General features: G+C 68.9%; 24 protein-coding genes and 1 tRNA gene. 15 read left to right on the top strand and 10 right to left on the bottom strand.

What is annotated here, in order from left to right; all coding sequences use genetic code 11:
• Positions 1–123 precede the first annotated feature (123 nt).
• A complete protein-coding gene (gene lanKC / locus CCN39_RS02370) occupies positions 124–2,685 on the bottom strand; it encodes a class III lanthionine synthetase LanKC (RefSeq protein WP_086838158.1) in 2,562 nt (853 codons plus the stop codon).
• 445 nt (positions 2,686–3,130) lie between these two features.
• Here lanKC and CCN39_RS02365 point away from each other — a divergent pair, with 445 nt between their 5' ends.
• The 3 genes from CCN39_RS02365 to CCN39_RS02355 all read left to right on the top strand — a co-directional run bounded on the left by CCN39_RS02365 (position 3,131) and on the right by CCN39_RS02355 (position 4,829).
• Complete coding sequence (locus tag CCN39_RS02365) at positions 3,131–3,496, top strand: hypothetical protein (RefSeq protein WP_086838219.1); 366 nt, start codon at positions 3,131–3,133, stop codon at positions 3,494–3,496.
• A gap of 22 nt (positions 3,497–3,518) precedes the next feature.
• Positions 3,519–3,890 carry a hypothetical protein gene (locus tag CCN39_RS02360; protein WP_086838157.1) on the top strand — a complete coding sequence of 124 codons (372 nt, stop codon included), beginning with the start codon at positions 3,519–3,521 and terminating at the stop codon, positions 3,888–3,890.
• A gap of 222 nt (positions 3,891–4,112) precedes the next feature.
• The gene (locus CCN39_RS02355) at positions 4,113–4,829 is read left to right on the top strand and encodes a S1 family peptidase (protein ID WP_086838156.1); all 717 of its coding nucleotides are present in this window, start codon (positions 4,113–4,115) and stop codon (positions 4,827–4,829) included.
• 48 nt (positions 4,830–4,877) lie between these two features.
• On the opposite strand, the gene CCN39_RS02350 is transcribed toward CCN39_RS02355, so the two are convergent.
• The 3 genes from CCN39_RS02350 to CCN39_RS02340 all read right to left on the bottom strand — a co-directional run bounded on the left by CCN39_RS02350 (position 4,878) and on the right by CCN39_RS02340 (position 10,514).
• The gene (locus CCN39_RS02350; protein ID WP_086838155.1) at positions 4,878–6,179 is read right to left on the bottom strand and encodes an alginate lyase family protein; all 1,302 of its coding nucleotides are present in this window, start codon (positions 6,177–6,179) and stop codon (positions 4,878–4,880) included.
• A gap of 97 nt (positions 6,180–6,276) precedes the next feature.
• A complete protein-coding gene (locus tag CCN39_RS02345) occupies positions 6,277–6,786 on the bottom strand; it encodes a SixA phosphatase family protein (protein WP_086838154.1) in 510 nt (169 codons plus the stop codon).
• Between the two features lie 89 nt (positions 6,787–6,875).
• Positions 6,876–10,514, bottom strand: a complete 3,639-nt coding sequence (locus CCN39_RS02340) for a beta strand repeat-containing protein (protein ID WP_086838153.1) — start codon at positions 10,512–10,514, stop codon at positions 6,876–6,878.
• 545 nt (positions 10,515–11,059) lie between these two features.
• Here CCN39_RS02340 and CCN39_RS02335 point away from each other — a divergent pair.
• Together CCN39_RS02335 and CCN39_RS02330 are read left to right on the top strand one after the other, a co-directional pair.
• Positions 11,060–12,427: an XrtP-associated glycosyltransferase gene (locus CCN39_RS02335; RefSeq protein ID WP_244210582.1), complete on the top strand. Its 1,368-nt coding sequence runs from the start codon at positions 11,060–11,062 to the stop codon at positions 12,425–12,427.
• Between the two features lie 145 nt (positions 12,428–12,572).
• Complete coding sequence (locus CCN39_RS02330) at positions 12,573–13,463, top strand: D-alanyl-D-alanine carboxypeptidase family protein (protein WP_244210581.1); 891 nt, start codon at positions 12,573–12,575, stop codon at positions 13,461–13,463.
• Between the two features lie 126 nt (positions 13,464–13,589).
• Here CCN39_RS02330 and CCN39_RS02325 read toward each other — a convergent pair whose 3' ends face one another.
• The gene (locus CCN39_RS02325; RefSeq protein WP_086838151.1) at positions 13,590–14,150 is read right to left on the bottom strand and encodes a TetR/AcrR family transcriptional regulator; all 561 of its coding nucleotides are present in this window, start codon (positions 14,148–14,150) and stop codon (positions 13,590–13,592) included.
• Between the two features lie 219 nt (positions 14,151–14,369).
• Here CCN39_RS02325 and CCN39_RS02320 point away from each other — a divergent pair, with 219 nt between their 5' ends.
• The 4 genes from CCN39_RS02320 to CCN39_RS02305 are packed head-to-tail and all read left to right on the top strand — an operon-like array spanning position 14,370 to position 17,872.
• Entirely contained in the window at positions 14,370–15,341 is a 972-nt protein-coding gene (locus CCN39_RS02320; RefSeq protein WP_086838150.1) for an alpha/beta fold hydrolase, read from the top strand.
• 22 nt (positions 15,342–15,363) lie between these two features.
• Positions 15,364–16,176: an oxidoreductase gene (locus CCN39_RS02315; RefSeq protein ID WP_086838149.1), complete on the top strand. Its 813-nt coding sequence runs from the start codon at positions 15,364–15,366 to the stop codon at positions 16,174–16,176.
• On the top strand, positions 16,173–17,024 hold the full coding sequence (locus CCN39_RS02310) for an alpha/beta fold hydrolase (protein WP_086838148.1): 852 nt from the start codon (positions 16,173–16,175) through the stop codon (positions 17,022–17,024). Before CCN39_RS02315 ends, CCN39_RS02310 begins: the two co-directional genes overlap by 4 nt.
• Before the next feature lie 23 nt (positions 17,025–17,047).
• The gene (locus CCN39_RS02305; RefSeq protein WP_086838147.1) at positions 17,048–17,872 is read left to right on the top strand and encodes an enoyl-CoA hydratase/isomerase family protein; all 825 of its coding nucleotides are present in this window, start codon (positions 17,048–17,050) and stop codon (positions 17,870–17,872) included.
• A 48-nt stretch (positions 17,873–17,920) separates the two neighbouring features.
• Here the strand turns inward: CCN39_RS02305 and CCN39_RS02300 are convergent, their stop codons facing one another.
• Positions 17,921–18,664 carry an SDR family oxidoreductase gene (locus CCN39_RS02300; RefSeq protein ID WP_086838146.1) on the bottom strand — a complete coding sequence of 248 codons (744 nt, stop codon included), beginning with the start codon at positions 18,662–18,664 and terminating at the stop codon, positions 17,921–17,923.
• A gap of 1,088 nt (positions 18,665–19,752) precedes the next feature.
• On the opposite strand from CCN39_RS02300, the gene CCN39_RS49160 reads away from it, so the two are divergent.
• On the top strand, positions 19,753–20,889 hold the full coding sequence (locus CCN39_RS49160) for a hypothetical protein (protein ID WP_208630110.1): 1,137 nt from the start codon (positions 19,753–19,755) through the stop codon (positions 20,887–20,889).
• A 168-nt stretch (positions 20,890–21,057) separates the two neighbouring features.
• Here the strand turns inward: CCN39_RS49160 and CCN39_RS02295 are convergent, their stop codons facing one another.
• A complete protein-coding gene (locus CCN39_RS02295) occupies positions 21,058–21,390 on the bottom strand; it encodes a hypothetical protein (RefSeq protein WP_086838145.1) in 333 nt (110 codons plus the stop codon).
• 153 nt (positions 21,391–21,543) lie between these two features.
• Here CCN39_RS02295 and CCN39_RS02290 point away from each other — a divergent pair, with 153 nt between their 5' ends.
• Complete coding sequence (locus CCN39_RS02290; protein ID WP_086838144.1) at positions 21,544–21,741, top strand: helix-turn-helix transcriptional regulator; 198 nt, start codon at positions 21,544–21,546, stop codon at positions 21,739–21,741.
• 227 nt (positions 21,742–21,968) lie between these two features.
• On the top strand, positions 21,969–22,931 hold the full coding sequence (locus CCN39_RS50995) for a site-specific integrase (protein ID WP_244210580.1): 963 nt from the start codon (positions 21,969–21,971) through the stop codon (positions 22,929–22,931).
• A gap of 39 nt (positions 22,932–22,970) precedes the next feature.
• Here the strand turns inward: CCN39_RS50995 and CCN39_RS02280 are convergent.
• A tRNA-Lys gene (locus CCN39_RS02280) sits at positions 22,971–23,043 on the bottom strand.
• A 111-nt stretch (positions 23,044–23,154) separates the two neighbouring features.
• Between CCN39_RS02280 and CCN39_RS02275 the strand changes: the two genes are divergently transcribed.
• Positions 23,155–23,685: an AAA family ATPase gene (locus CCN39_RS02275; RefSeq protein ID WP_086838143.1), complete on the top strand. Its 531-nt coding sequence runs from the start codon at positions 23,155–23,157 to the stop codon at positions 23,683–23,685.
• A gap of 44 nt (positions 23,686–23,729) precedes the next feature.
• Here CCN39_RS02275 and CCN39_RS02270 read toward each other — a convergent pair whose 3' ends face one another.
• Entirely contained in the window at positions 23,730–24,578 is an 849-nt protein-coding gene (locus tag CCN39_RS02270; RefSeq protein WP_208630109.1) for a COG1361 family protein, read from the bottom strand.
• 211 nt (positions 24,579–24,789) lie between these two features.
• Here CCN39_RS02270 and CCN39_RS02265 point away from each other — a divergent pair, with 211 nt between their 5' ends.
• Complete coding sequence (locus tag CCN39_RS02265; RefSeq protein WP_086838141.1) at positions 24,790–25,332, top strand: DinB family protein; 543 nt, start codon at positions 24,790–24,792, stop codon at positions 25,330–25,332.
• A 4-nt stretch (positions 25,333–25,336) separates the two neighbouring features.
• Here the strand turns inward: CCN39_RS02265 and CCN39_RS02260 are convergent, their stop codons facing one another.
• Positions 25,337–25,978 carry a TMEM175 family protein gene (locus CCN39_RS02260; protein ID WP_086838140.1) on the bottom strand — a complete coding sequence of 214 codons (642 nt, stop codon included), beginning with the start codon at positions 25,976–25,978 and terminating at the stop codon, positions 25,337–25,339.
• Positions 25,979–26,046: 68 nt separating this feature from the next.
• Between CCN39_RS02260 and CCN39_RS02255 the strand changes: the two genes are divergently transcribed.
• A partial coding sequence (locus CCN39_RS02255) for a lyase family protein (protein WP_244210579.1) occupies positions 26,047–26,482 on the top strand: 436 nt, incomplete at its 3' end.

The following is a 26,482-nucleotide window of genomic DNA, read 5'->3' as shown; positions in this document are numbered from 1 at the left end:
CGCCACTACCGCAGTCAACCGCCTCCCGACTCTGGGAGACAGGTCGCCGGCACCGGCCGTCGCAGTGCAGGCCGGGGGCGGCGAGCCTGCCCTACTCTTTCTCGGCGGTGATGACGGGCCGGCTCAGCGACCAGTGGCCGCAGAAGAGGGGGTGCTGCCCAGGAAGGGCAACACCTCCTTGCCATCGAAGAGCGAAGCAAGAGAAAGGAGAACTCCCGCCCCGCCGGTCTTGACGTCCATCGAGAGGCGCAGCAACCGGTTGCCCGGGAACGCGAGGCCGCCCTTGTACGGCACCGCGTACCGAGCCAGCCACGCCAGGTGCCGGTCGATCGCCGCCGCACGGCTCGGCTGCTCTGCGTCCGGGCTCGCGGCCAATGTGACCGCCAGCCCGCACCGGCCGTTGAGCAAGCCCGGGTGGGCGACGAACTCGCCGAGGCACGCCTCGCGTAAGGCGGGAAGGCTGTCAACGGCCTCTGCGGCCGGGAGATGCCGCGCCAGCTGCTCGGCGACCAGAAGGATCCCGGCGCTGCCGACACCGACGCAGGGCACCGTTCGGGCGGCGCCGTCTCGGACCTGCAGCGAGCCGTCGTCGACCTCGATGCATTCTTCGAGGTCGCGACACAGCGCCTGGTCGGCGAACGAGAGCCAGGCCGGCTCACCGGTGCGCTCGAAGAGCCGGATGAACAGCAGCGCCGGCCCGGACCAACCCGACAGCAGGCCGGCACGAGCCGAGTTGCCCGGCGGCGCCGCAGTCTCGAGCGCTTCGGCCAGCCGGACGGCAGTGGTCAGCGCCTGGCGGCCGTACTCGTTGTCCTGACGGACCGTCGCGAAGTGCAGCATGGTCAGCCCGATGCCGGCCAGGCCGCTCTCGAGGGAGTGGTCGCTCGTCTGCTCGACGAGCCGCGCAGTCGACGCCATCAGCTTGCCGGCTTGGTCGTGATACCCGAAGTTCTCCAGCACGTAGGCGATGCCGGAGCTGCCGTCGTAGAAGCCGGGCCGGGTCGGCGGCTCACGACGGACCGCGTCGATCAGCCAGCGTTCGTGCTCGGGGAAGCGGCCGGCACCGGCGACGTCGAGGGCGTGCAGCACGCCGGCAGCACCGACACCGAAGCACGCACCGCCGACGGCGAACTGTTCGATGTCCCCGGCGAACAGCCGGTCCTGGCGCGACAGGGTGGCGCTGGCCAGGATCGCCTCGACGATCTGCTTGCGGACGAGCGGCCAATCCGGTTTGTCGTGATCGAGCTCGGTGTGGGCCGATGCCCGCTCAGAGGGGACGTCACGCGGGGCCAGCACCGCGACCGCGGCGTCCGCGTATCCCTCGGGCAGCGCGAACCGGCGCTCTACGAAGTCGGCAATCCGGCGCAGCTTCGCCGGCGCGAGCTCGGCCAGTGGCGACGACGGCAAGAACAGCCACAGCCGCAACGCTGCGATCGCGTGCTCGTCGACCTCGAACCCAGTGCGGTCGGCCGGCGCACGGAAGCCGGGCGTGCCCGGGGCTGGGCGGTCGGCGCACTTGGCGTCGAATGCCGTGCCGAAGTCCGTCAGGAAGATGCGGTCGTGGTGGTCCTCGTCGATCAAGATGTTCAGGGGGTGCAAATCACCCAAGGCGATGCCGCGGGCGTGGACTTCCGCGATCACCTTCTCCACTCGCGCGACGATGTCCAGCGCGCGCCGCGCGTAGGCCGTGAGGTCGGCGGTCGTTGTCCTGCTCCTGGTCAGCGGGTAGTTGCGGGCCAGCCAGCTGGCCAGCGAAGTACCCGGCAGGTACTCCGTGGCCAGGTAGTGGCGCTCTGAGACGGTGAACTGCTCGACGACCCGCGGCACGCCCGGGATGCCGACGAGCCGGCCGAGCACTTCGTGCTCTCGGCGCAGCCGCTCGACGGCGTCGGTCCTCGCCTCGTCGAGACCCGCGTACGGTCGGGCCTCCTTGAGGAGGACTTGGTCGCCGCCCGCCTTGGGGTCGGCGAGGTAGCTGCCGCCGCCGTTCGATACGCGCAGTGGCCTCACCAACCTGTAGGGGATGCGGGCCGAGGCACCTCCTTGACGCGTGGGCGCGCTGCTTCGCAAACAGGCTGGGAGCTTGACCCAGTCGGGCACGGAGAACGCCGGTTCGCGCTTCTCGGGGACCAGTCGGCCGTCGGGCTTGCGGACCGCCGGGACACGGTTGCCGTTGTGTTCGACCCACTGGTCGGCGAATCCGCCGTAACGTACGTAGAGAGGGCCATCGCCGTACCGCAATCCACTCGGAATGCCTGGGCCGTGCTCACCCTCCAGCCGCGTTGACAGGGCGGTGAGCACTCGCTCGAGTTCGTTGTGGTCGACCGGGTAAATGGTGGCCAGTTCGACCCCGCTGTCGCCGGATGCGTATTTCGAATTCCGCGCGTGCAGCGTCACCAACGAGCGGAGGTGCTTGTAGGCGACCGCGTGCTCGAGGCAGCACTCACATACCTGCGCAAGGACCCGGCTTGCGTCGTCCAGACCTGCGGAGACGTGAATCTGCCAGCCCTGAGCCGGAAGAACGTGACCCACAGGGTGTGCTGTGCGCCACACGCCGCGGTCGGTGGTCATCCAGCCGGTGGTCGGCAGTGTCGTGGTGAGATTCTCGGCCGGCGCGCCGTTTTCCTGCTGTTCGTCGTAGAACAACGGGTCGGCGAAGCAAAATGCTTCGTAGCGCAGGTCCATCCGAGATACCCCTCCGTGCGATCCCCCGGACGCCACGGTCCTGGGACGATGAATATTCCCCCATGCCGGACAGCTCTGAGCCAATCCGCCAACCCGGCGGTTCAACTGGGCTATCCGAGGTAGGCAAAAAGGGCGTCTACCGGCCGGTAGTCGAACCCAGGGTGATTTTGTCCAGTCGGATCACCACACCATAGTGGCGTAACATGAAGATCCTTCCAGCATTTCCGCAGGTCCACCCAAGGACAGCTCCAAAAACTCCGCCAAATTGGCACAATGCCATCAAGTCCGGACCGTGATCTATTTTCCCGATGGAGCCCGAGCAGGTCAGGGGCACCGTGGCCGCACGATCACCGCGGTGGTCCACGCCACGCCCGCGGCACCTCGGCGGCCGGGCCCGCCGGTACCACGGAGTAAGTTGACGGCGGCGGACCGGAAGGAGGAACGGGTGATCTTCGGATTCGCCGTGACGGTCGCCGTGGCTGCCACGCTCGTCGCGCTCTGGAGCTTCGTCCAGTCGGCTCGGAACCGGCTTCCGGACAACCCGCTCCTGATCGCGCTCGCGGTTCTTGAGCTGCTGCTGGTCGTTCAGCTGGTGATCGGGATCGTGCTGCTCGCCGGCGGTGACCGGCCCGGCAGCCTGGCCACCTACCTGGCCTACCTGATCGGCTGCCTGGTCGTGCTGCCCGTCGGCGCTGCCTGGGCGCTGGCCGAGCGGAGCCGGTCGAGCACCGCCGTGCTCGGCATTGCCTGCCTGGCCGTTCCGGTGATGGTGCTGCGACTGAACGAGGTGTGGAGTGGAGCAACAGCGTAGGACGGCCAGCGGCCCCGGGCGGGTGCTCGTCGCCGTGTACGCGATCTTCGCGCTGGCCGCGACGTCGCGGGCCGGCGTCCAGATCGGCACGAAGTTCCACGAAGCCCCGCTCGCCTACCTGCTCTCGGCGTTCGCCGCGGCCGTCTACATCGTCGCCACCGTCGCGCTGGCCCGGCGTGGTGACGGCTGGTGGCGCGTGGCCCTCGTCGCCTGCTCGATCGAGCTGCTGGGCGTGCTGACGATCGGCACGCTGAGCCTCGTCGACGCGGCCGCCTTCCGGCACCCGACCGTCTGGTCCGTCTACGGCGAGGGCTACCTCTTCATCCCGCTGGCCCTGCCGGTCGTCGGGCTGTACTGGCTGCGGAAGACCGCCCCGGTGAAGGTCGCCGCCTGATCGTCGGCCCGCACGCAGCCGACAGGCACCAAGCGCGCAACTGCCCCCAAGCGCGCGGAACAGTACGGGAACTGCACGTAGCCCACTCCGGGAAATAAATACGGATTCGACCGGCGACTTTCGTCGGTTCCGGACATTCACCGGCAACTCGGACAATCTTCGAGTTCGGTCCCCACCGGCTTTCCCCCCACGCGGTTCTCCCCCGCGTGAAAAGGAGTGAGCGTGAAATTCGGCAAGTTCGTCCTGCTGGCCGCGAGCACCGCACTGGCCGTCGTCGGCCTCGGCGGTCCGGCGGCCGCCGACAGCACCCCGCAGGCCCAGCCGTCGATCATCGGCGGCAGCACCGCCACCAGCGGCCCCTGGGCCGCCCGGCTGTTCGTCAACGGCCAGCAGAACTGCACCGCGACGATCATCGCCCCGCAGTACATCCTCACCGCCAAGCACTGCGTCAGCAGCTCCGGCACCTACACGTTCCGCATCGGCAGCCTGGACCAGTCGAGCGGCGGCACGATGGCCACCGGCTCCACCATCACGCGCTACCCCGGCTCCGCCGACCTGGCGATCGTCCGGCTCACCACTTCGGTGAACGCCACCTACTCGCCGCTCGGCAGCGTCGGTGACGTCTCGGTCGGCCAGAACGTCTCCGTCTACGGCTGGGGCGCGACCAGCCAGTGCGGCTCCGAGATCAACTGCCAGTCGCGGTACCTCAAGGTCGCGACCGTGCGGGTGAACTCGATCAGCTGCAGCGACTACACCGGCGGCGTCGCCGTGTGCGCGAACCGCGTCAACGGCATCACCGCCGGCGGTGACTCCGGTGGCCCGATGTTCGCCTCCGGCCGTCAGGTCGGCGTCGCGTCGACCAGCGACCGGTCGAACAACACCGCCTACACCAACATCACGCGTTATCGCAGCTGGATTTCGCAGGTGGCCGGCGTCTGATTTCCCACGGGAAAGGGCCCGGCCGCGAATGGCCGGGCCCTTTTCCCGTCAGGACGTGGAAATGTCGTCGAGCTGTTCCGCGGCCGGCCGCACCGGGTAGAGGTCGCCGCCCGGCTCGACCGGCACTCGCGGCAGAGCCGTCCGCGCGGCGCGGTCGCCCGCGTCGGCCGCCGCGTGCAGGACGTCCAGTGCCGCGTACGGCCGGAAGTCCAGCTCCGGATACGGCCACGCCGGCTGCCCCTGCGTGGCTCCCGGGATCAGGAAGTCCACCGCGGCGAACAGCGTCGCTCCACTCGGGGCCGTGTAGTGCCACAAATCGACGCCGACGTGCTGGCCGATCTGCGCGAGCCGCGTCAGCGCGACCAGGTTGAACGCCGAGTAGTGCCAGCTGCGGGTCCGGCTCGTCTCCTGCGGCTGCAAGCCGCCGGCCTGGATCTGCGGGGCGATCCGCTTCGGTCCGGCGTCCCGGGCGATCGCCGCGGCCAGGTCCCGCTGTCCCGTGCCGAGGGCGAGCGCCGCGACGAGCATGTCGTAGAAGCTGCCGTGGTTGTTCTGGGCCTTGGCCTCGTCGGTCCCGTTCTTGCTGGTGCGGAGCCAGTCCAGGAACTGCGTGTACCAGCCGGTCATGCCGGCCTGGTCGGTCTTCGTCCAGCCGGGAGCGCCGGTGGCCAGGATCGCGGTGGCGTCCACGACCTGGCTCAGCGTGTAGGAGAACTCGATGATGCCGATGCCGCGGCCGTCCACCTTGCACGGGATGCCCTGGGCGAAGTTCATGTTCGGGTTCATCTTCGTGGCCGCGTCGAGGAACCACGTGCGCAGGTCGAGGGCCGCGCGCTGGGCGTACCGCGCGTCGCCGGTGTAGTACCAGGCGAGCGCGAGCCGGTAGATCGCGGCGAACGCCTGGCCGCGGTAGGCGTGGTCGGTGATCTCGTCGACGATCGGGTTGCGCTGGCCGTCGCGCTGCACGAACGGGCAGCCCCACGGGTTTTCCGCGGTCGGCTGCGTCGTCGGCCACCAGTAGGGCGCCAGGCTGAGGTAGTCGTGCTTGTCCCCGCTGGGCGGGACCTGTTTCTTCGCCGTGACGCTCCACGGCCCCGCCGTGAGGTCGGTTTTCGCGGCCGCGAGCAGGTTGTTCAACGCGGTGCGGGACGTCTTTTCCCCCACGAGCGCCGCGAACTTCGTGCGAAGCAGCTGCTTGCCGTCGAGGACTGCGGTGGCCGGCGCGCACACCGCCCCGATGACCGGGACGGTGCAGCCGGTGGGTCGCGACGCGGCCTCGGCCGGCGCGGCAACGGAAGCGACGAGGCCGAGCGCGGTGAGCGCGGCCACGACGGTGTGGCGGAAAACCATGTCCGCTCCATTCACAAATATGAACATCAGACCTGTGAGTGAATGGAGGGTACGCATGTGAACGTGCCCGAAGCAATGCCTGGTTCAGACCACCAAGTCAGCCGGTGAAGTCGCGCGGCCGGAAGAAGGCGACGAGCCGGGCGGTGCGGAGCGCGTCCCAGGGATCCGTCGTCGCGAGCACGGCCGCGGCGCCGGTGGGGAACTTGGTCTGGACCGGCAGGGTCTCGTCCCCGTGCCCGGCGAGGTGCAGGGTCAGGTCGCTGACGCCGGGCTCGTGCCCGACGAGCGCGAGCGTGGTGACGTCGGACGGCGTCCGGCGAGCGGCGGCCAGGAACTCGGGGACGTCGGCGCCGTAGAGGTCGTCGTCGTACTCGATGGGCGGCGGCGCGGGCAGTTCGTCGCTCACGCGCAGCCAGGTTTCCCGGGTGCGCCGCGCGGTGGAGCAGACGACCAGCCCGGGCACGTGCCCCTCCGCCGCGAGCCACCGGCCGAGCCTCGGCGCGTCACGGAGGCCGCGCGGCGCGAGCGGCCGCTCGTGGTCGGGCAGGCCCTCCGACCAGTCCGACTTCGCGTGCCGGACAACGATGAGCCACCTGGTCGCGTCCATGCCCGCCACCCTAACGGCGAAGGGGCCCTGGAGCGGTTCGCTCCAGGGCCCCGATTTCGCTCAGCCGAGGCCGAAGCCGAAGCCGATCACTACTGGAGCGGCAGGCCCAGCACCGAGATGCGCGGCTGCTTCACCGGCGACAGCAGGCTGCTGCCCGCCGCCCCGGACACCACCGGAACCACCGGCACGTCCGCCCGCGGCGCGCTGGGCACACCCGGCAGCGCGACGTGGGGCGACGTGACCTGCGGCAGCACACTGCCACCGAGCAACCCGGACACCGAAGACACCCCGGGCACCGACGGGCTGTCGCTGCGCGACTCGTGCCCGGTGGCACCGGCCACGGTGGCCGGCAGACCGCCGAGGGTCTTGCCCGACGCCGAGCCCAGTGCGCCGGTGGTCTGGCCGAGGACCTGCGCCGAGCCGTTGCCGAGCAGCTCCATCGCGCCGCCGAGGCCGTCGGCGCCGAGGCCCGGCGCGTCGGTCCGCGCCGAGACGTCGTCGCGAGCCAGCGGCGACACCCCGCCGAGCGCACCGGTCAGGTCGAGCTCCACCGGGATGTGCGCGGCTTCGGTCCGGCCGACCACGACGTCGGTCGTGTCGGTGCCCGTGTTGAGCACCTCCGCCAGGACCGGGACCGTCACGTTCTTCACCTGCGGCACCAGGCCCACCGGGACCTGCACCGCCGGCGTCGCCGTCGGTGTGCCGCTGACCTGGCTGTCCACCGTGCTGTCGACGTGGTTGTCCACCGTCGACAGCGCACCGACGCCCCAGCGGAACACCTCGGGGTCGGCCGCGACCGGCACGTCGAGCAGAGCGCCGCTGAGCCCACCGCTGCCGGCCGTCGTCTCGTCGCCGCCGTCGGTCGCCGTCACGTCGTTCTGGACGTCGTTCGCCGCGGACCCGATGGCGGAGATGCCCAGGCCGTAGACCTGCGGCATCGCCTGCGGGTCGGCCGAGAGGATGTCACCCGAGAGCGCGCCGCCCGTGCCGTCGGTGACGATCGGGCCACCGGAGACGAGGTCGTCGGTGTTCTCGGTGTGGTTGGCCGTGGTGGCCATCAGCGAGATCGACTGGCCGGTCGCCTGGACCAGCGGCTGGATCGGCGCGGCGACGGCGTCACCGGCGATCGCACCGTCCACACCGGACGTGTACGTGGTGCCGCCGGCGTGCGAGCTGATGTCGTTGTCCGCGTCGGTGACCGCGCCCCCGATCCAGGACACCGCCCAGCTGCTGACCTGGCCGGCGCCGCCGATCGGGGCCTCGACGACGTTGCCGGCCACCGCGCCCTGGTCGCCGTCGGCGTAGTTCGGGGCGCCGGAGGTGAACTCCGTGACGTTGGTGCCGGTCGCCTCGGCCAGGCCACCCCACGTGGCACCGATCGTGTTGACCTGCACCGGCAGCGAGCCGGCCTGGTCGACGATGTTGCCGGAGACGGCGCCGCCCTTGCCGGTCGCCGAGTCGGCGCCGCCCGCGTGGACGTGGGTGAGGAAGTCGCCGTGGCTGGTCGGGTTGCCGCCCCACGCCCCGGCGATGTTCATCACCTGGGCGCCGATCGCTTCCGGCGCGGTGACGATGTTGCTCGAGACCACACCGCCGTCGTCGTCGGTGTTGTTGTCCCCGCCCGAGGTGAGGCACTTGTGCTCGGTCATCGTCGAGGTCGGGATGCCGCCCCACGCGTAGGCGCCGTTGAGCACCTCGACCGGCGTCGCCAGCGGCGCGTCGACGAGGTTGCCCGCCGCGACGGCGTTGTTGCCCGAAGTGCCCTGGAAGCCACCCGCGACGACGTTCTCGGCGTTGGAGCAGGACGAGGTCGGGATGCCGCCCCACGCGCCGGCGTTGCAGATGACGTCGGCGTCGCCGGCCAGCGACGGGCCGACGATGTTGCCGCCGCCCACGGAGTCGTCACCGTGGTCGTAGGTGTTGCCGCCGACGACGGAGTCGACCGTGGTGTAGCACTCGGCGGTGGAGATGCCGCCCCAGTCGCCCGCGGTGCCGCAGACCTGGGCCGGGAGCGTCGCCGGCACGTCAGCGACGGTGCCGCCGACGATCGAGGCGTCGCCGTCGGTCACCTGGCCGCCGCCGGCGTGCGCGGTGTTCTCGTGCGTGCAGTGGGTGGACGTGATGCCGCCCCACGCGCCGGTGTTGCAGGAGGCCACGACGGGCTCCGCGACCTGCGGGTGCGCGATCGTCCCGCCGGCGACCGAGCCTTCGCCGCCGGTGTAGACGTCGCCGCCGGCCGTCGAGTCGACGAAGCTGGCGCCCATCGCGTCGGCCAGGCCACCCCACGCGGCGGAGTTGTGGTTGCCGGTCACCGGCAGCGCGACCGGCGCGTCGGCGACGGTGCCGCTCGCCACCGAGTGGTCGCCGTCGGTCGCGTCGCCGCCACCGGCCTGCGCGGAGTAGTCGTTGGCACAGGTGGTGCCGGTGATGCCGCCCCACGGACCGGTCGTGCAGTTGACCTCGACCGGGCCGGCCACCTGCGGGTGGACGACGCTGCCGGCCGCCAGCGCGCCGGTGCCGTCGGTGACGAGCTCGCCGCCCGCGACCGAGCCGACGTTGTTCTCCGAGTTCGCGAAGGCCTCGCCGCCCCACGCGCCGGCCGTGCCGAGCACGTTGACCGGCAGGGCCACCGGGGCCCCGGCGGCCGTGCCGCCGCCGACGGACTTGACGCCGTCGGTGACCGTGCCACCGCCGGCGTTCGCGTTGAGGTTGTTCACGGAGTCGGCGTGGGTGAGCCCGCCCCAGGGGCCGGAGGTGCCGTTCACGGCGACCGGAGCCGCCGCGCCCGGGGTGAGCGCGGTGCCGCCGGCCAGCGAGCCGGCGCCGGCCGTGGTCGCGTACGGCCCGGCTTCGGGAGCGCCCCGCAGGACGGATTCGGACGTGCCGGCCTCGGCGAGAACGGTGTTGACCGTGTTCGCGGTGGCCTTGCCGCCCCAGGCGGCCGCGGTCCCGTCGACCTGGGCCGGCACCGCCAGCGGAACCCCGGCGACGGTGCCGGAGGCGACGCTGTCCGTGCCGCTGGTGGCCAGCTGACCGGGCGAGTGGGCGCCCTGGGTCGTGGTGGTGTTGACCGTGCCGGTGCCGCCCCAGCCGGCGGCGGTGTTGTTGACGCCGATCGGCAGCGCGCCCTGGACCGCGGCGATGGTGCCCGAGACGACGCCGTTGTCGCCGTTGGTCGTGACCGGGCCGCCGACCGTGCTGTCCTGGTTGGCGAAGCCGTCGACGGTCGCGTTGGACAGCGTGCCGAAGGCCAGGTTGTTGACCCCGATCGGAGCCGTCACCGGCGCGGTGACGACGTTGCCGGCGATCGGCTTGCCCTCGCCGGTCGTGGTGATCGGGCCGCCCTGCTGGTGGATCTGCTGCGAGTCGTTGACGACGTGGGAGTCGCCGCCCGCGCCGACCGCCCAGCCCGTGATCTGGACCGGAGCCGAGACGTCGGGCTTGACGACGTTGCCCAGCAGAGCGCCGGCGAGCGGCTTGCTCGAGTCGTGGAGCACCGTGCCGGTGGTGATGTCGGCGTCGGTGTCGAGCGGCAGCGGCGCCTCACCGGCGGGCGTGCCGAGGTTGATCTTGCGGATCTGGATCGGCACGGACGCGCCACCGTCCAGCGGCGACGGGGCGAGGTCGGGGTTGACCTGCTCCTCGGCGGACGCGATGCCGGTGCCCAGCATCATCAGGCCGCCGGCCAACATCGCGGACTGCAGCCCGCGCTTGGCCCAAGGATGCATCAGTCGTTCTCCTGTTCGTGTTCTTCGCGGCTTCTGCCGGGAGTTGGGTGGGGGGACGAAAACGTCAGTCAGCGGCCTGCGCGCGGCGCCGGGCGGACCGGACGAGCACAACGCCCAAAACGAGGCTGACGACACCGAAGACAATCCACCACGTCAGATTCGCTCCGGTCGTCGCGAGCAGTCCGCCGCCCCCGACGACGCCGCCGATTCCAGGTCGATACACGATTTTTTCTCCGATTTTTCACATGACCGCGTCGCGCACGACGCTCACCGACGCACGCCGCACCGCAGGAACCGCGAATGAATTGATCAAGACAGTATCGGCGGCGCGACAAAGGGCGCAAACGCGGCGCTCCAGGTACACCTGATAGTGGGGTTTGAGTCGGCCGCCAGCGGTTACCGGCCCGAGTTGGTCACAGCCAAAACCGTTGTACCCCCTGAACAACGGACGCCTGAACGGGTGATCAACCCCGCCAAGAAGTGCGCAGCGCAACCCGGTTATCGTGCGCGTCGGCGCCCTGATTCTTCTTCCCCGGAGCGACGTAATGAGCCTGTCGTTATTGCTGAGCTTCACGCAGGCGTTCGCGATTGTCATGAGCGCGGCGTTCGTCCTCTACGTCTGCGCGATCATCGTGCCCTACCTGCGGCACCGACCCACCTGGCCCGGCGATCCGACACTGTTCCAGTGGCATTTCTTCGTGCCGTGCCGGGACGAAGAACAAGTCATCGGCGACACCATCCGGTACCTGCGGACGCGGTTCCGGGCCGCCCACGTCTGGGCGATCGACGACCATTCCGACGACCGGACCCTCGACGTCGTGCGCCGGCTCCAGAGCCGGCGGGATCCCCAGCTGCACGTGGTCGCCCGCCGCCGTCCCCACGCCCGCACAGGCAAAAGCGACGCGCTCAACGCCGCCTACCGGGCCCTGCGCGCGTGGGTCGGCCACCACGACGACGGCGCGAACACGATCGTCGTCGTGGTCGACGCGGACGGCAGGCCGGCGTGGAACTGCCTGTACGTCTGCACGGCGCCGCACCTCTTCGGGGACCCGTCGGTGGGCGCGGTCCAGATCGACGTCCGGATGGGCAACCGCGGCACGGCGCCCGGGGCGGGCAACGGCTTGCGCCGCAGGTTCGGCCGCGCGCTGGTGCGCATGCAGGACCTGGAGTTCCGCACGGCGATCGCGGCGATCCAGATGTCCCGTGGCCACACGGGAACGATCGCGATGGGCGGCAACGGCCAGTTCACCAGGCTGTCCGCACTCGATTCGATCGCCGGCCCCCAACGCCGACCTTGGCGCGGCTCGCTGCTCGAAGATTTCGAACTCGGAGTCCACCTGCTGACGGCGGGCTGGAAGACGGGTTTCAGCGTCGACACGCACGTCGACCAGGAAGGCCTGTACAGCATGCGGCGGTTCCTGGCGCAGCGCACCCGCTGGAGCCAGGGCACGATGCAGTGCGCGCGGTACGCCCGCCGGATCTGGAAGTCCCCGCACCTGACGACGTTCGGCGCGGCGGAGATGCTCTACTACCTGGCCCAGCCGTGGATGCAACTGCTGGGCAGCGTGGTGTACCCGATCCCGTTGGTGCTGTTGACGATCCACGCGGTCACCGAGCCGGCGGCGGTGTGGGCGTGGTTCACGGGCGGGGCGTGGAAGTTCCTGCTGATGTACGGCATCGCGGGGTTGCTGCCGTTCCTGATCTGGGGGCCGGTTTACCGCAAGCACTGCGAGCCTCGATCGGGGCCGTTGCGCGGAATCGCGTACGGGCTGGGATATGCGTGTTACATCTACACGTTCTACATAACAGTGTGGCGGGCGGTGTTCCGCCTGATCCGGGGGCGCAACGGGTGGGCGAAGACGCGGCGGAACACCGAGCAGCCGAACACCAAGGTGGTGGCGCTGGACCGTTGACCTCGGCTTTCGAATGCTCCGAGGATCCACCCGACATCGGCGCGACTAACCCGATAGGGTGACCCCCCAACAAAGTTGATCTAGCGGATCTGGGGTGGTTCACGTGGGCAAAATCCGGCGTCTGGCAACGATCGCAACCGGTGTCGTGGCAACTGTGACCATGGCGGCCGGGCCGGCTTCGGCGGTCACGTCTTCGGTGGACCTCCCCGAGGGGATGACCGCCAGCTACTTCGTCGTCGATCAGGAGACCGGCCAGACCTTCGGCTCCGACGAGCACCAGCAGTACCGCTCGGCCTCCCTGGTCAAGCTGTTCATCGCGCTCGACTACCTCGAATCCCACGGCCCCGACTACGAGATCCCGGCCGACGACCTGGCGCTGCTCGAGCCGATGCTGCGCTCCAGCAACGACGACGCCGCCAGCACGCTGTGGGTGCGCGACGGCTGGGAAGAGATCGTCAAGCGGATGGTCGCCAAGATCGGTCTCACCGACACCGCGCCGCCCGCCAGCCGCGGCAAGTGGGGCTACACGGCGATCAGCGCCGCGGACATCGCCAAGACCTACCAGTACATCCTGCACGACGCGAACCCGAAGTACCGCGACTTCATCATGGGCAACCTGGCGAAGTCGACCAAGTGCGGTTCGGACGGTTTCGACCAGTCGTTCGGCATTCCGAGCGCGGTGCCCGGCCCGAGGGCGGTCAAGCAGGGCTGGTCCGGCTTCGGCGCCGCGCCGGCGCCCGGTCAGGAATGCCAGGAGACGGACGCCAATGTGCTGCGCGTACTCCGCTCCCCGGAGGTCAAGGCGGCCACCGCGATCGCGTCCAGCGGCGAGGGCACGGTCAGCGACAAGAGCACGTTCAGCGTCCAGGACATCGACCTGACCAGCCGCGCGATGCACACGAGCGGCACGGTGGGCGAGGGCAACTGCAAGATCGTCGTGGTGCTGACCCTGGAGCCGACCACGCTGTCCTGGCAGGACTCCGCCGCCCGGATCACGAACCTGACCCGGGACGTCTACCTTCAGTCCGCGCTCTGAGAGACGGCCCCGCCGCGATCCTCGGGTCGCGGCGGGACTGCTCGCGGAGCGGGTCCTTCAGTTCGGCATCCGGTTGAGCCCTGCGGACGATGCGGTCGAAGACCCGGGCCGGCAGGACCGCTCGCCCTAGCTGCGCGGTCCGGTGCCGTGCAGGAGGGTGTCGATCACCAGCGTGGCCAGCTCGTCCGGGTCCTGGGTGTCCGGCTTGTTGATGGCTTCGCCCAGCAAGGCGTAGTACACCTGGCGCGCCCAGTCCAGGTCGGCGTCGGGACCGAGGAGTCCTTCGCGCCGGGCGCGGACCATCAGGTCGACCGTGTGGCCGTCGATCTCTTCCCACAGCGCGGCCGCGGCGCTGGTGTGGGCATTGGCGTGGCTGAGGGTGAACCGCCACGTGCTCTTGACGCGCAGGACGTTCGCGGTCACCCGGTGCAGCGCGACGAGCGCGGGCGCGGCGGCCGGACGGGCGTCTTCGATCGCTTCGATGAGCTGCTGCTTCGCGGAAAGGGCGAGTGCCTCCAGGAGCGCCTGCCGGTTGGCGAAACGGCGGTGGACGGTGATCCTGGTCAGCCCGGCCGCCTCGGCGATCTGCTCCATCGAAGCGCCGGCGTCCTCCGCGAGGACCCGCTCGGCCGCCTCCAGAATCGCGCGCACACTGCGCTCGGCATCCGCCCGCAGTGCTCGGCCCATGGCTGTCTCCTGTCTCTGTCGCGACTCGGCCGCAGGTAGAGGATACGCGAACGCTACTTGTCCCTCCTTATCTGATACGTCCGTGTTGCAGCTAACGGACCTAAGTGATACTTTGGTGAAACCGATCGAGGGTCTCGCTGCACCGGTACGGCGCAACGCCGGCGAGGCTCGACGGGTTCGCGCGCCGGAGATGTCACCGGCCTGACGCAAGGAATTGCCATGCCCTCACCCGAATTTCGTGCCCGTGTCTCCCGGCGCCTCGCCGTGGCAGTGGCCGCCGTGTCGCTCGCCGCTGTCGCCGGCGCGGCACCGAGCGCGGCGAGCGCCGTCAGCGACCACCCGCGCACCACGGCCACGACCGCCCCCAATCTGCGCGTCACGGCCGCCGACGGTGTCACCTACCAGTACCGCCGGTTCGGCAACCCCGGCGCCGGCCGCGTTCCCCTGGTCTTCTTCCAGCACTACCGCGGCACCCTGGACAACTGGGACCCCCAGCTCGTCGACACCATCGCCGCCAAGCGCGAAGTCATCCTCGTCGACAACGCCGGTGTCGGTGGCTCCACCGGCACGACGCCCAGCACCGTCCAGCAGATGAGCCTGGACGCCATCGGCTTCGTCGACGCGCTCAAGCTGTCCCGCTACGACCTGTTCGGCTTCTCCCTCGGCGGCGAGGTCGCGCAGGAGGTCGCGCTGCGCCGCCCGTGGCAGGTCCGTCGCGTCGTGCTGGCCGGCACCGGCCCCCAGGGCGGGGTGGACCAGCGCGCGTCCGACCCCAAGGTGCTGGAGGGTGCGCTGAGGGACAACCCCGGCCCGGCGGACTTCCTCTTCCTGTTCTTCAAGAACACCGCGTCCAGCCAGGCCGCGGGCGCGGAGTTCCTGCAGCGCCTCGGCGGGCGCACCACCGATCGCGACGCCCCGGCCAGTCTCGCCACCCGCGACGCCCAGCTCACCGCGTGGTCGGAGTGGGGCATCCCCGACAAGTCCAAGCTGGTGCGCCTCGCCGCGCTGTTCCAGCCGGTCCTGGTCGCCGACGGGGAGAGCGACATCCTGATGCCGCCGGCGAACTCCCGCCTGCTGGCCAAGGGCCTCCCGAACGCCCAGCTGCACCTCTACCCGGACGCCGGCCACGGGTTCCTCTTCCAGTACGCCGTCACGTTCGGCACCGAGGTCAACACCTTCCTCGACCGCTGAGAAAAACAGTCAGGAGTCCACGATGACAACGAACAAACCAGTAGCCCTCGTCACGGGCGCGTCCTCCGGCATCGGGAAGGCCGCCGCCCTGGCGCTGGTCGAAGCCGGCTACGACGTGGTCGGCACCAGCCGCGACGCGTCGAAAGCCGCCCCGCTGCACGGAGTGAGCTTCATCGATCTCGACGTGGCCGGTGACGAGTCCGTCGCCGCCGCGGTGGGGCAGGTGATCGAGCGGTCCGGCCGGATCGACGTCCTGGTCAACAACGCCGGGTTCGGCTCCGGCGGTGCCGCCGAGGAAAGCTCCATCGCCCAAGACCAGCACGTCTTCGACATCAACGTCTTCGGTGTCATCCGGATGACCAAGGCCGTCCTGCCGCACATGCGCGCCCAGGGCCGCGGGCGGATCGTCAACATTTCTTCGATCGTCGGGTTCATCCCGATGCCCTACATGGCCGTCTACGCCGCGTCCAAGCACGCGATCGAGGGCTACTCGGAGTCCCTGGACCACGAGGTCCGCGAGCACGGTGTGCGGGTCCTGCTCGTCGAGCCCGCCTGGACGAACACTTCCTTCGAGGCCAACGCCACCCAGCCCGACCACCCGCTGCCGATCTACGCCCGGCAGCGGCGCGCCTTCGAGCAGCAGATGGCCGAAGCGGTGAAGAACGGCGACGACCCCACCGTCGTGGCCAAGGCCGTTGTCGCGGCCGCGACGGATGCCAAGCCGAAGCTGCGCTACGCCGCCGGGCAAACGGGCCGCGTCCACACCCTGCGCCGCTTTGCCCCGGCCCGGATCTTCGACCAGCAGATCCGCAAGCTCAACCGGCTGCCCGCATGAGCACCTCACCGGCGGACACGGCCGAAACCCGGTTCGTGGCCGGTCCTTCCGCGACGTTCGCCTACCGGCGCATCGGCCCGCGCGGCGGCGTCCCCCTGATCCTGCTGAACCGGTTCCGGGGCACCATCGACTGGTGGGACCCGCAGTTGCTGGACCACTTGGCCGCCGAGCACGACGTGATCGTGTTCGACGACATCGGAGTCGGCTACAGCACCGGCACCCCGCGCGACTCCGTCGAGGGGTTCACCGACGGCGCCATCGAGTTCATCGAGGCGCTGGGCCTGCCGCGGGTGGACCTGCTCGGCTGGACCCTCGGCGGCCTCGTCGCCCAGTACCTGACCCGTCGCCGGCCCGACCTGGTCCGCAAGCTGATCCTCGCGGCCAGCAACCTGGACGGCCGGGTACCGGGCGCCCCGGACCCGGACCCGAAGGTGCGGGCCGTCCTCAGCCGGCCCGAGGTCGGCCCCGACGACCTGGTTTCCCTGTTCTTCCCCGACACCGACACCGGACGCGCGGCCGGGCACGCCCACCTCTCCCGGGTCGCCCGCCGGCTCGCCACCGGGCGCCCCGAGGTGTCCGAGACGGCGGGCGCAAACCAGTTCGCCGCGATCGGCAAGAGCGCGGCGATCCCGTTCGACCGGACCCGAGCGGACCTGGAGGCCATCACCCACCCCGTGCTCTACGCCACCGGCATGCGCGACGCCATGATCCCCGCCCTCAGCGCTTACGTCGCCGTCCAGCACCTGGCCGACGCCACCCTCGTCATCTACGGCGACGCCGGCCACGCCTTCCTCTTCCAGCACGCCAAGGACTTCGCCATCCAGGTAAGCGCTTTCCTCGCCGCCTGAACCCGTCCAGCAAAGGAAAACCCATGGCACAGTTCGCCATCCACACCGTGACGCCGAAGATCCGCAAGGTCACCTTCACCAACCCACCCGTGAACGTCGTCGGCGCGGACACCGTCGCCGAACTGTCGGAGGTCGTCGACGAGCTGAGCCAGGACGAAGAGGTCCAGGTCGTCATCTTCGACAGCGGCACGCCCGGCTACTTCTTCAACCACGCCGACCTCGGCCAGGTCCCCGAGCTCCTGGCATTGACCGGCGCCGGTTCGACGCCGCTGTTCGTCGACCTGTCCCTCCGCCTGACCCAGGCTCCGTTCGTCAGCATCGCCGCCATCCGCGGGCGGACCAGGGGCGGCGGTGACGAGCTGGCCCTGGCCTTCGACCTGCGCTACGCCAGCCGCGAGCACGCGTTCTTCTGCCAGCCCGAGGTCGCGATCGGCATCGTCCCGGGCGGAGGTGGCGGCGACCGCCTGCCTCGGCTGCTGGGCCGGGATCGCGCGCTGGAGGCGATCCTCACCAGCCAGGACTACGACGCCGAGCGCGCCGAGCGGTACGGCTGGGTGACCCGAGCCGTCGCCGACGCCGAACTCGACGACTTCGTCACCACGATCGCGGCGCGCATCGCCTCCTTCGACAAGGCGTCCGTTCTGGGCGCCAAGACCCAGATAAACCGGGCCACCCTGCCGCCGGAGGCCGACGTGCGCGCATCGTGGGCGGAGTTCGCCGAATCGGTGACCTGGCCGGGGTTCCAGGCACGGGTGCCGCGGCTCGGGAAAGCCATCGCCGAGATCGGGCTCGAGGAGATCGAGCGGGACCTGGGCCACTACGCCGGCCTCATCAACGAGCAGGAATGACAGCCTTCCGGCGGCGGCCACCGTAGTCCTCCTTTCTACGGTTTGCGGTTACCAGCCAACGGGACCGAGGCGATCGATGAAGATCCCGGTCGGCCCGTCGGCGCCGAGCGTCGCGAGCTTGATGATCGGGTCGGTGCCTTCGGTGACCGTCAGCTGGCCGGTGTGGTTGTTCATGTCGGTTGCGGTGTACTTGCGGTTGACGACCTCGCCGGGGGTGATGGCGTTGAACTTGATGTGCGGCAGCGCCTGGGCGTACCGGACGGTGATCATGTTCAGCGCCGCTTTCGACGAGCTGTAGGCGAGTTCGTGCATCTTCGAGACGGGCTGCGTCGGATCGGCCATGACCGCGAAGGAACCGCCACCGCTGGACACCATCACCACCCGCGGATGGTCCGCCGCTGCCAGCAGGGGCAGGAACGCGTGCGTGATCCTGACCGGCCCGTAAACGTTGGTGTCGTAGACGGAATGGATCTCGTCGGCCGTCGCATCCGCGGGCGGGACGGCGTTTCCGGGTGCACCGGCGTTGTTGATCAGCACATCCAGCCGGTCGGTGTGCTTCCGAACGAGCCGCACGGCCTCGGCCACCGACTCGTCGGAGGTCACGTCCAGCGGGACCAGTACGACGTTCGCGCCACCCGCAGCGAGCTTGTCGGCGGCCGCTTGGCCCCGGCCTTCGTCCCGTGAGCCGAGGAAGATCGTCCAGCCCCGCTCCCCGAGCCGCCGGGCCGATTCGAAACCGAGTCCCTTGTTGCCTCCGGTGATCAACACGGAGGTCTGTTCTTTGTTCGTCATGCCCACCAGACACCGCGTTCCACTGGGCTGTGACCGCGTGTGAACGACCTCACAGTCGGGGAGCTTCGGCTTGAAGGGACCCGCTGCGCCGCCACCACGACGCCGGCCGTGACCCGCTGTTCGGCGACGCGGTCGGATACCTGTTCCTCAACGCACTCGGTCAGCCGATCCGACGCGCTGGTCAGAGCGCTACGAGAGCCCGCCCAAGATCGCGTCGAAGCTCGCGAGGTCCACAGACACGAACATCCCCGCTGGTCAGCAGGGATGTCGATCGAGTGGGCCGCCTGGGGCTTGAACCCAGAACCTACGGAGAATAAGCCCAGGTCAGCGGCTAGTTCTCGTCATCTGTCGATACCAGTCTTCACCTGTATGAACGTCCGCGCCAAATGATCATGCTTGGTCGCTGGTTCTCGTCGTTCTGCGTCGTTTCCCGGGGGAAAACCGGGGAGATGATCATGCCCGCTTCACGGCCTCGTGACCGGCCCGTGCCTCCTCACCCTACCGCCCACACCTCCCCCCGCCATCCCGATACGAAGCCAGCACGCGGCCGGGGGCGTCGGGTCAAGGCACGCCTTCCAGCCTTGACTCGACGCCTCCGGCCGTTGTCACGATCAAGCTTCGGGATGGTGCTTACCGCCGAACGGGCGTAACGCGGTCAGGTCCGACGGCGACCCGGGTTGTACGACTCATCGGCGAGGGAGGCTCGACGTTGACTGAAGGGCTCAGACGCGCCGTCGGCGGGCGGCGCTGCGCAGCTGCACCGAAGGCGGCCACGCCGCCCAGCCGGTCGGCAGAGCGGAGCGGAGCCGGCCGTGCTGGGCACGGGCGTGGTCGCCAACGGGAGCAGTTACGCCAAGCGACCGACGCGCCGCCCGACGGCGCGCCCTTGATCCCATAGAGCCAAGTTCGGCAAGCATGCCACCTACTTGACGTCATTTTTCAATTAAGGACTTAGGTTGACTACCTCAGAAAAGAACTCTGCGAAGAGAAGAGTTGCAGGCGGAGAAAATGTCCCAGTCGAATCACTTGATGAGGTAGTCTCAGAGACACTCGCCACGGTTGCCCGTGCACAAAACTCCGTCCTGCGAATGAAGCGCAGGATCGATTCGCGACGAAGCAACGATGACGTTTATATCGTCGGGCAAGGCGACGTGATATTGAAGAGTCTTGAGAGGGCAGAGCAGTCGCTACGCTCGATCCGACTCAGTGGCGTAAATTCGGCCGCAGTTAAAACTATTCAGAGATTCAGCGACCTGGCAAGCCAACAAGCTCAGACAATTAGCAGCATGGAGGTCATTACCTGGGAGTCCGTCAGTCCGCCGCTATCCAAACTGAACGAGTACTCTAGCAAGATCGAGAATGTTGCATTTGCACTACTCCGTGATGCCCTAGGAGTATCCGAGGACACTCGACGCGATCTTTCCGAACTTGCCCTGCATGCACGGCATTCATCCGCGAGGCTTGAAGAGTCCATTAGCCGAACAAACGCAGACATCAAGGACCTTCACGACCGAGTCACAAGAGAGACGCTTCACATCTCGTCCCTCGGTGATTCTCTCCAAGATATGCGCAACTCTCAAATGGAAGCCTTGAATGCGTTTCTCTCCGAGTTTCAACGCGAGAAGACTGTCGCGCTAGCGAAATCCCAAGAACAGGTCGCAGAAGCGATCGAGGCGATCCGAAGCGGGGAAGAATCCAAGTCAAAGGATCACCTCTTGCAACTCGAAAAGCTCGTTGATTCAGCGAAGCTTGCAGCATCAATGGTCGCTAACGACAAAATTTCTAAATACTACTCTGAGTCTGCCGAGGCGGAGACAAAGTCTGCACGAAAATGGACGTGGATTGCCCTTATTACCGGCTTTCTAATTTCTGGCTTGATCGCGACAATCATCATCATCTCGATCTACAATCCCACAGAAAGTACCTTTGCTTCGATAATTAGGGTTCTTGCACCGCTGATCGGCGGACCGATGTTTATTTATGCCACACTGGAATCGCGAAACCATCGACGTCGAGCATGGAAGCTGACCGACTCGGCGATCACTCACAGCACAATTGGAGCAATGATCGCGCCACTACCAGAAGCAATGCAGCATTCCTTGCTCCTGCAGGCCGCGCAAAAGATGTACGTTGCCGACAAGTCCGGATCCAACAGTGAGCCTTCCTCATTGAAAATTCCCGCTAAGTCCGGAGATGAACCAACGCTTGACACCGAGAACAACTAGCCGTCAGCGAACGTCCATCACGTAGCGAAGTTCGTAACGATCTGCCGGGAGCAGAATATCGGCTGTCTCCACTGCGAAGTCGTCCTCGGCGCCAAATCGGTCGGCAACTCGGAAGGTTTGCGCAATCTGGACAACTGGCCGATTCGCCGGGATGTCGAGAAGCTTGGCCTACTCAGCCGTCGGTGTGCGGATGTCCAGGCGTTCTTCGACCTGGTTGACCTCGTGCCCGATGGTCGAGAACCGGTCGACGATGCCCTTGTCGGCGTGCGGACCCTCGTGCGGCAGCTCGATGTCCATCCCGCCCGTAAGGGCCAGCGGCTCCCACGCCAGGCTGCTCGTGACTGGCTGCGGCGGGTTCCCCATCCGGATGAAGTAGCGGGTGCAGGTCACCGGGTCGCCCTCGTTGATGCCAAGCCGCTCGGCGATGCTGGCCGGCGCCGTCGTCTTGGTCGTCTTGTGCTCGACCTGCATCTCGACGTTCGCAGCCTCGGCCTCACGCACGTACGTGCGGGCCTCCTGACCTCGGAAGTAGCGCCGAGCGGATCACCTGGAAGGCCGAGTACGACCGCGCGCTACTCGCTGCCGCCGGACCACCAGGGGACGGTCCGGAAACTTCGGCAACTCAGCTCGCGGCTTGATCTGGAAGGGGGAGGCATGAACAACTACGCGGGGTTCAGTCGGCTGTGGACGGTCGAGGACGTCTCGAACTACCTCGGCGTCCCGGTGTCGACGCTGTATCAGTGGCGGACCAAGGGATACGGTCCGGCCGGCCGTCGGATCGGGAAGTACGTCCGGTACCGGCCGGAGGACGTCAGTTCGTGGGTGGACCAGCTGTCGGATGAGGTGGCGTGATGCCTCGCCCTCAGCTGGAGATCGGGATGTACGGGGAGATCCGCTATTCGGCAACTGCGAAGGGCTCGCGCGCTCTTCCGCGATTTCGACGGCCAGACGCGTGAGGTCGAGCGCTCGGGGAAGACCAAAACCAAGCTGCGAACCGGCTTCGTGCCGCCTTCCTCAACTGGCAGGGCTCGACGGCCGGGGAGATCACGCGGGAAACCCGGCTCAAGGATCTTGCGGCTGTGTGGATCGAACAGGTCCAGCAGGACGCCCGGGAAGGCATCAAGTCGCCGACGACCATCAACGCCTATGAGTCCATCCTCAAGCGCCACGTGGTCCCGGGTATGGGTGAGCTGCGGGTGCGCGAAGCGACCGTGATGCGGCTGGACCGGTTCCTCGGCGCTCTCCAACGGACCGTCGGGCCGTCGACGGCCAAGACTGCGAGGACGGCGCTGTCGGGGATGCTCGGTCTGGCCGCGCGGTACGACGCGATCGACAGCAACCCGACGCGGGACACCCGGCGCATTCCGAAGAGCAAGAAGAAGCCTCGGGCCCTGGACGCGGAGGAACGCACGAAGTGGCTGGCGCGTGTCGAGGCCAACGAGAAGGCCCGGCGCTGGGACCTGCCGGACCTCTCGCGCTTCATGATGGCGGCGGGCGTCCGGGTCGGTGAGGCGCTGGCGACGTTCTGGGAGGACGTCGACTTCGTGGCGGGGACGGTGGACATCACGCATACGGTGGTCCGGGTCAAGGGTGAGGGCCTGCTCCGCAAGCCTCGTCCGAAGACGGAGTCGAGCATGCGCGCGCTCCCCCTGCCCTCCTGGGCGCTGGCACTGCTGGAGCGGCGGTGGGCCGAGGCGACGGCGGATGGCCGGCCACTGGCTAGCCCGATCTTCGCCAGCACGACCGGCACGCTGCGGGACCCGAACAACGTCCTCCGGGTCCTTCGCGAAATCCGGGGATCGGACGATTTCCTGTGGCTCACGTCGCACAACTTCCGCAAGACGACGGCGACCGCCTTGGACGACGCGGGCGTCCCGACTCGGCTGATCGCGGACTACCTCGGCCACTTGCGGGTGTCGATGACGCAGGACACCTACCCGGGCCGGAAGACGGTCGACCCGATCACGGCGCAGGCCCTCGAAAGGCTCTTGGATAAACCGTCGGACCCCAAAACCGGGGATAACCCGGGGAGCCGATCTTGACCGGTGGCGACCGACAGGCCGCTGACCAGGGAGTTTGAGTGGGCCGCCTGGGGCTCGAACCCAGAACCTACGGATTAAAAGTCCGCAGCTCTACCAATTGAGCTAACGGCCCGCGCCCCCAGTTTAGCCAGGTCCCGCCCCGGCCCTCGCACACCGGGTCCGGCTGACGCTCCGGCGAAGGTCAAGACTGGTCCTTCGGCGGCCGGCTGGCCATGATGCCCGCATGGCTGGTTCCCTGCTGATCCTCACCGGGCCGCCCGGTGCCGGGAAGTCGACCGTTGCGCGGATGGTGGCGACCGGCGCCGCGCGGCCGACCGTTCACCTGCACACCGACAGCTTCTACGTGTGGATCCGGACCGGTCTCGTGCCGCCCTACCTGCCTGAGGCCGCGCGGCAGAACGACGTCGTGCTCGGGGTGATCGCCGAGGCCGCCGGTGGCTACGCGCGCGGGGACTACGACGTGGTTCTCGACGGGGTTGTCGGCCCCTGGGCGTTGCCGCCCTTCCGGGATGCCGCCAAGCGTGACGGTCTGGACCTCTACTACGTCGTGCTCCGGCCGAGCCTCGAAGTCACCCTCGCGCGGGGTACTGCGCGCGACGCGACCGAACTCACCGACGTCGAGCCGCTGAAGGGGATGCACGCCGCTTTTGTGGGGCTCGGCGAACTGGAGCGGCACGTCATCGACACGACGGACCAGTCCGTCGACGAGACCGCCGACGCAGTGCGCGGCCGAGCGCGCTCTCTGCTCCTTTGAGGACGGACGTGCGGGGCCCGGGCCGGGCCCCGCACGTCACGCCGTCAGCACTGGACGAACAGGCCCGTGTAGGCAGTGCACTTCTTCGACGCCTTGTCGTTGGCCGCTTCCGGGTCCGCCGGCGCGCTCGCCGCTCGCTGAGCCGTCGCCGTGAACGCGCCCCACGCGAAGAAGCCGCCTTCGGACGTGAACTTCACCGTGGTCGAGGCCCCCGAGGCCAGGGTGCCGATCGCGCAGTTCAGCGTCGCGCCCGAGCGGGTGCAGCCCGTCGTCGAGGCGATCGTGCGGCCCGAACCCGGGTTGGCCGTCACGCGGACGCCCGTCGCCGTGGCCGGGCCGGTGTTCGACACCTTGATCACGTAGTCGACCCGGGCGACCAGACTGGCACGCGGGGTGGCGGTCAGCGCGACCTTGACGTCGGCCTCGTCCGGCGGGGCGATCGTGACGGCCGGGCCGTCTTCCACGCCGAACGCGTAGTTGTCGCCGGCGAACTGGTGCTGGAGCGTGAACTGGCCGGGCTCGACGCCGTCCTTGACGCGCAACGTGAACGTCACCGTCCGGCTCTCGCCCGCGCCCAGGTCGCCGACGCCGCCGCGGAAGCTGCTGAGGTACGGCGCGCACGGCGCGATCGCTCCGGTGCAGGAGACCAGGTCCACCACGTCGGCGATCGGCTTCTCCTTCACGTAGAGCGCCGCCTTCGCGCCCGTGACCGTGAAGTCCGCCGGGTTGGTCAGCTGCTCCGTGACCGTGAACGTGGTGCCCGCGCGCACGGTGGTCGCGCTGACGTCGATCGTGCTCGCGGGCGGGGCCGCGGACGCCACGGCGGGCGCGACGCAGAGGGCCGCTGTCGTCAGCGCGGCCAGCACGGCGGTTCTTCGTCCGGTTCGCTGCATATTGGTGATCTCCTGGTTCCGAACCGAGGGGTGCCGCTCCGACCGGTGAAACTGGCGTGCGCAGCAGGGTGACGAAGATCAGATCGTCGCGCCCCGAAATTCGTTACCGGGTTCGCGAAACCGTGCTTGAACTGGGGTTTTGCGCAGGTTGCCCGGTCACCGACCACAGCGGCGAACCGAAACTGTCAGACCCCTGTGGGACGCTCCGCACATGACCGAACACACCATCCCGGTGGCGCCTCCACCGCGCCTGACCGGGCCCAGAACCGACCCGGCACCGGTCGCGGACGAGCGCCGGGCGCTCACCGAGAGCCTCGACTACTACCGGCGCACCTTCGAGCTGAAGTGCGCCGGTCTGGATCCGGCGCGGCTGTCCGAGCGCTCGGTACCACCGTCCACATTGACCCTGCATGGGCTGCTGCGGCACCTCACCGGCTGCGAACGCTGGTGGTTCCGGATCCAGTTCACCGGCGAGGACGTCCCGAACCTGTACTACTCCGACGACGACCCGGAGCAGGACTTCACGGATCTGGGCGGCGACGTCGAGGAGGCGTTTTCGTTGTGGCACGCCGAATGCGCGCGTTCCCGCGAGATCGTCGCGGCCAGCTCGCTGGAGCAGACCGGCATCCGGCGCAGCACCGGCGAACCGTTCACCCTGCGCTGGCTGATGCTGCGGATGATCGGCGAGTACGCGCGGCACATCGGCCAGGCCGACCTGATCCGCGAGCGGATCGACGGCGTAACGGGCGAGTGACGGCTCAGGCGGCTGCCGGCCGGCGGCGGAAGCGGGAACGGAGGTTGACCACGAGGGGAACGACGATCCAGCACGCGTAGGCCCAGTGCGTGAAGAAGGCGACCGGGATCGAGACGGCGAAGGCGGCCGTCATCGCGCCGATCCCGCGGTAGACCGCGCCGAAGAGCTCCGGCGGGGTGTCCGCGCGGTAGAGGTGGTTCCGCTGGATCTGCCGGGCCATGAGGAGGAACAGCGTCAACGCGATGACCTGCACGACGGCGTAGAAGACGAACCGGAACTCGAACGCTCCGTCTTCGGCGATCACCTTGGTGGCGAACGGCATGATCACCTGCATCAGGAGCCAGCCGAAGGTGAGGCGGGCGAGGCCGCCGCCGAGCGTGGTGACGTAGTTGAACAGGCGGTGGTGGGCACGCCAGTGGCCACCGATGACGATGAAGCTGATCAGGAAGGAGACGTATTCGGACTGGTGATGACCGAGTGACCGCAGCAGTTCGGCGCTGGTGGCGCCCTCCGGCAGCGGCAGCTCGAGCGCGAGCAGCGTGATCGCGATGGCGACGACGGCGTCCGAGAAGAAGGTCAGCCGCTCGGCGGCGATGGCCCGTGGTTCGGAGCCGGCGGTGTCCTCCGTGGACGGGGCGCTGGTCATGGCGGATGAGCGTGCCAGACCCGGTTGTGCGGCCGCCGCCGAGGTCGGGCGCGTGCGATGCTGGCGCCATGAGCGTCGACCCCGATTCCGGACTCCTGTCCCCGGTGCGGGCCGGTACGCCGGCCGAAGCGTCGACCGGCGACGAGGCCTGGCTGCGCGCGATGCTCGACGCCGAGTCGGCGCTCGCGCGGGCGCAGGCGCGGCTCGGGACGGTGCCGCCGGAGGCCGCGGAGGCGATCACGGAGGCCGCGGGCAAGGCGCGGATCGACGTCGCCGAGCTGGCACGCGGGGCGCGGGCGACCGCGAACCCGGTCGTCGGCCTGGTGAAGACGCTGACGTCGGCGGTCGGCGAGCTCGCGCCCGGTGCCGCCGAGTACGTGCACCGCGGCTCGACCAGCCAGGACATCTTCGACACCGCGATGATGCTGGTCGCCGACCGGACGCTGCGGCCGCTCGCCGCCGACCTCGACGCCACGGCCGAGGCCCTGGCCGGGCTGGCCCGCG

Source organism: Amycolatopsis kentuckyensis (genome assembly GCF_002155975.1).
Taxonomy (GTDB): Bacteria; Actinomycetota; Actinomycetes; order Mycobacteriales; family Pseudonocardiaceae; genus Amycolatopsis; species Amycolatopsis kentuckyensis.
The sequence above is the reverse complement of the archived record's forward strand: the minus strand, read 5'-3'. Positions and strand labels throughout refer to the sequence as shown.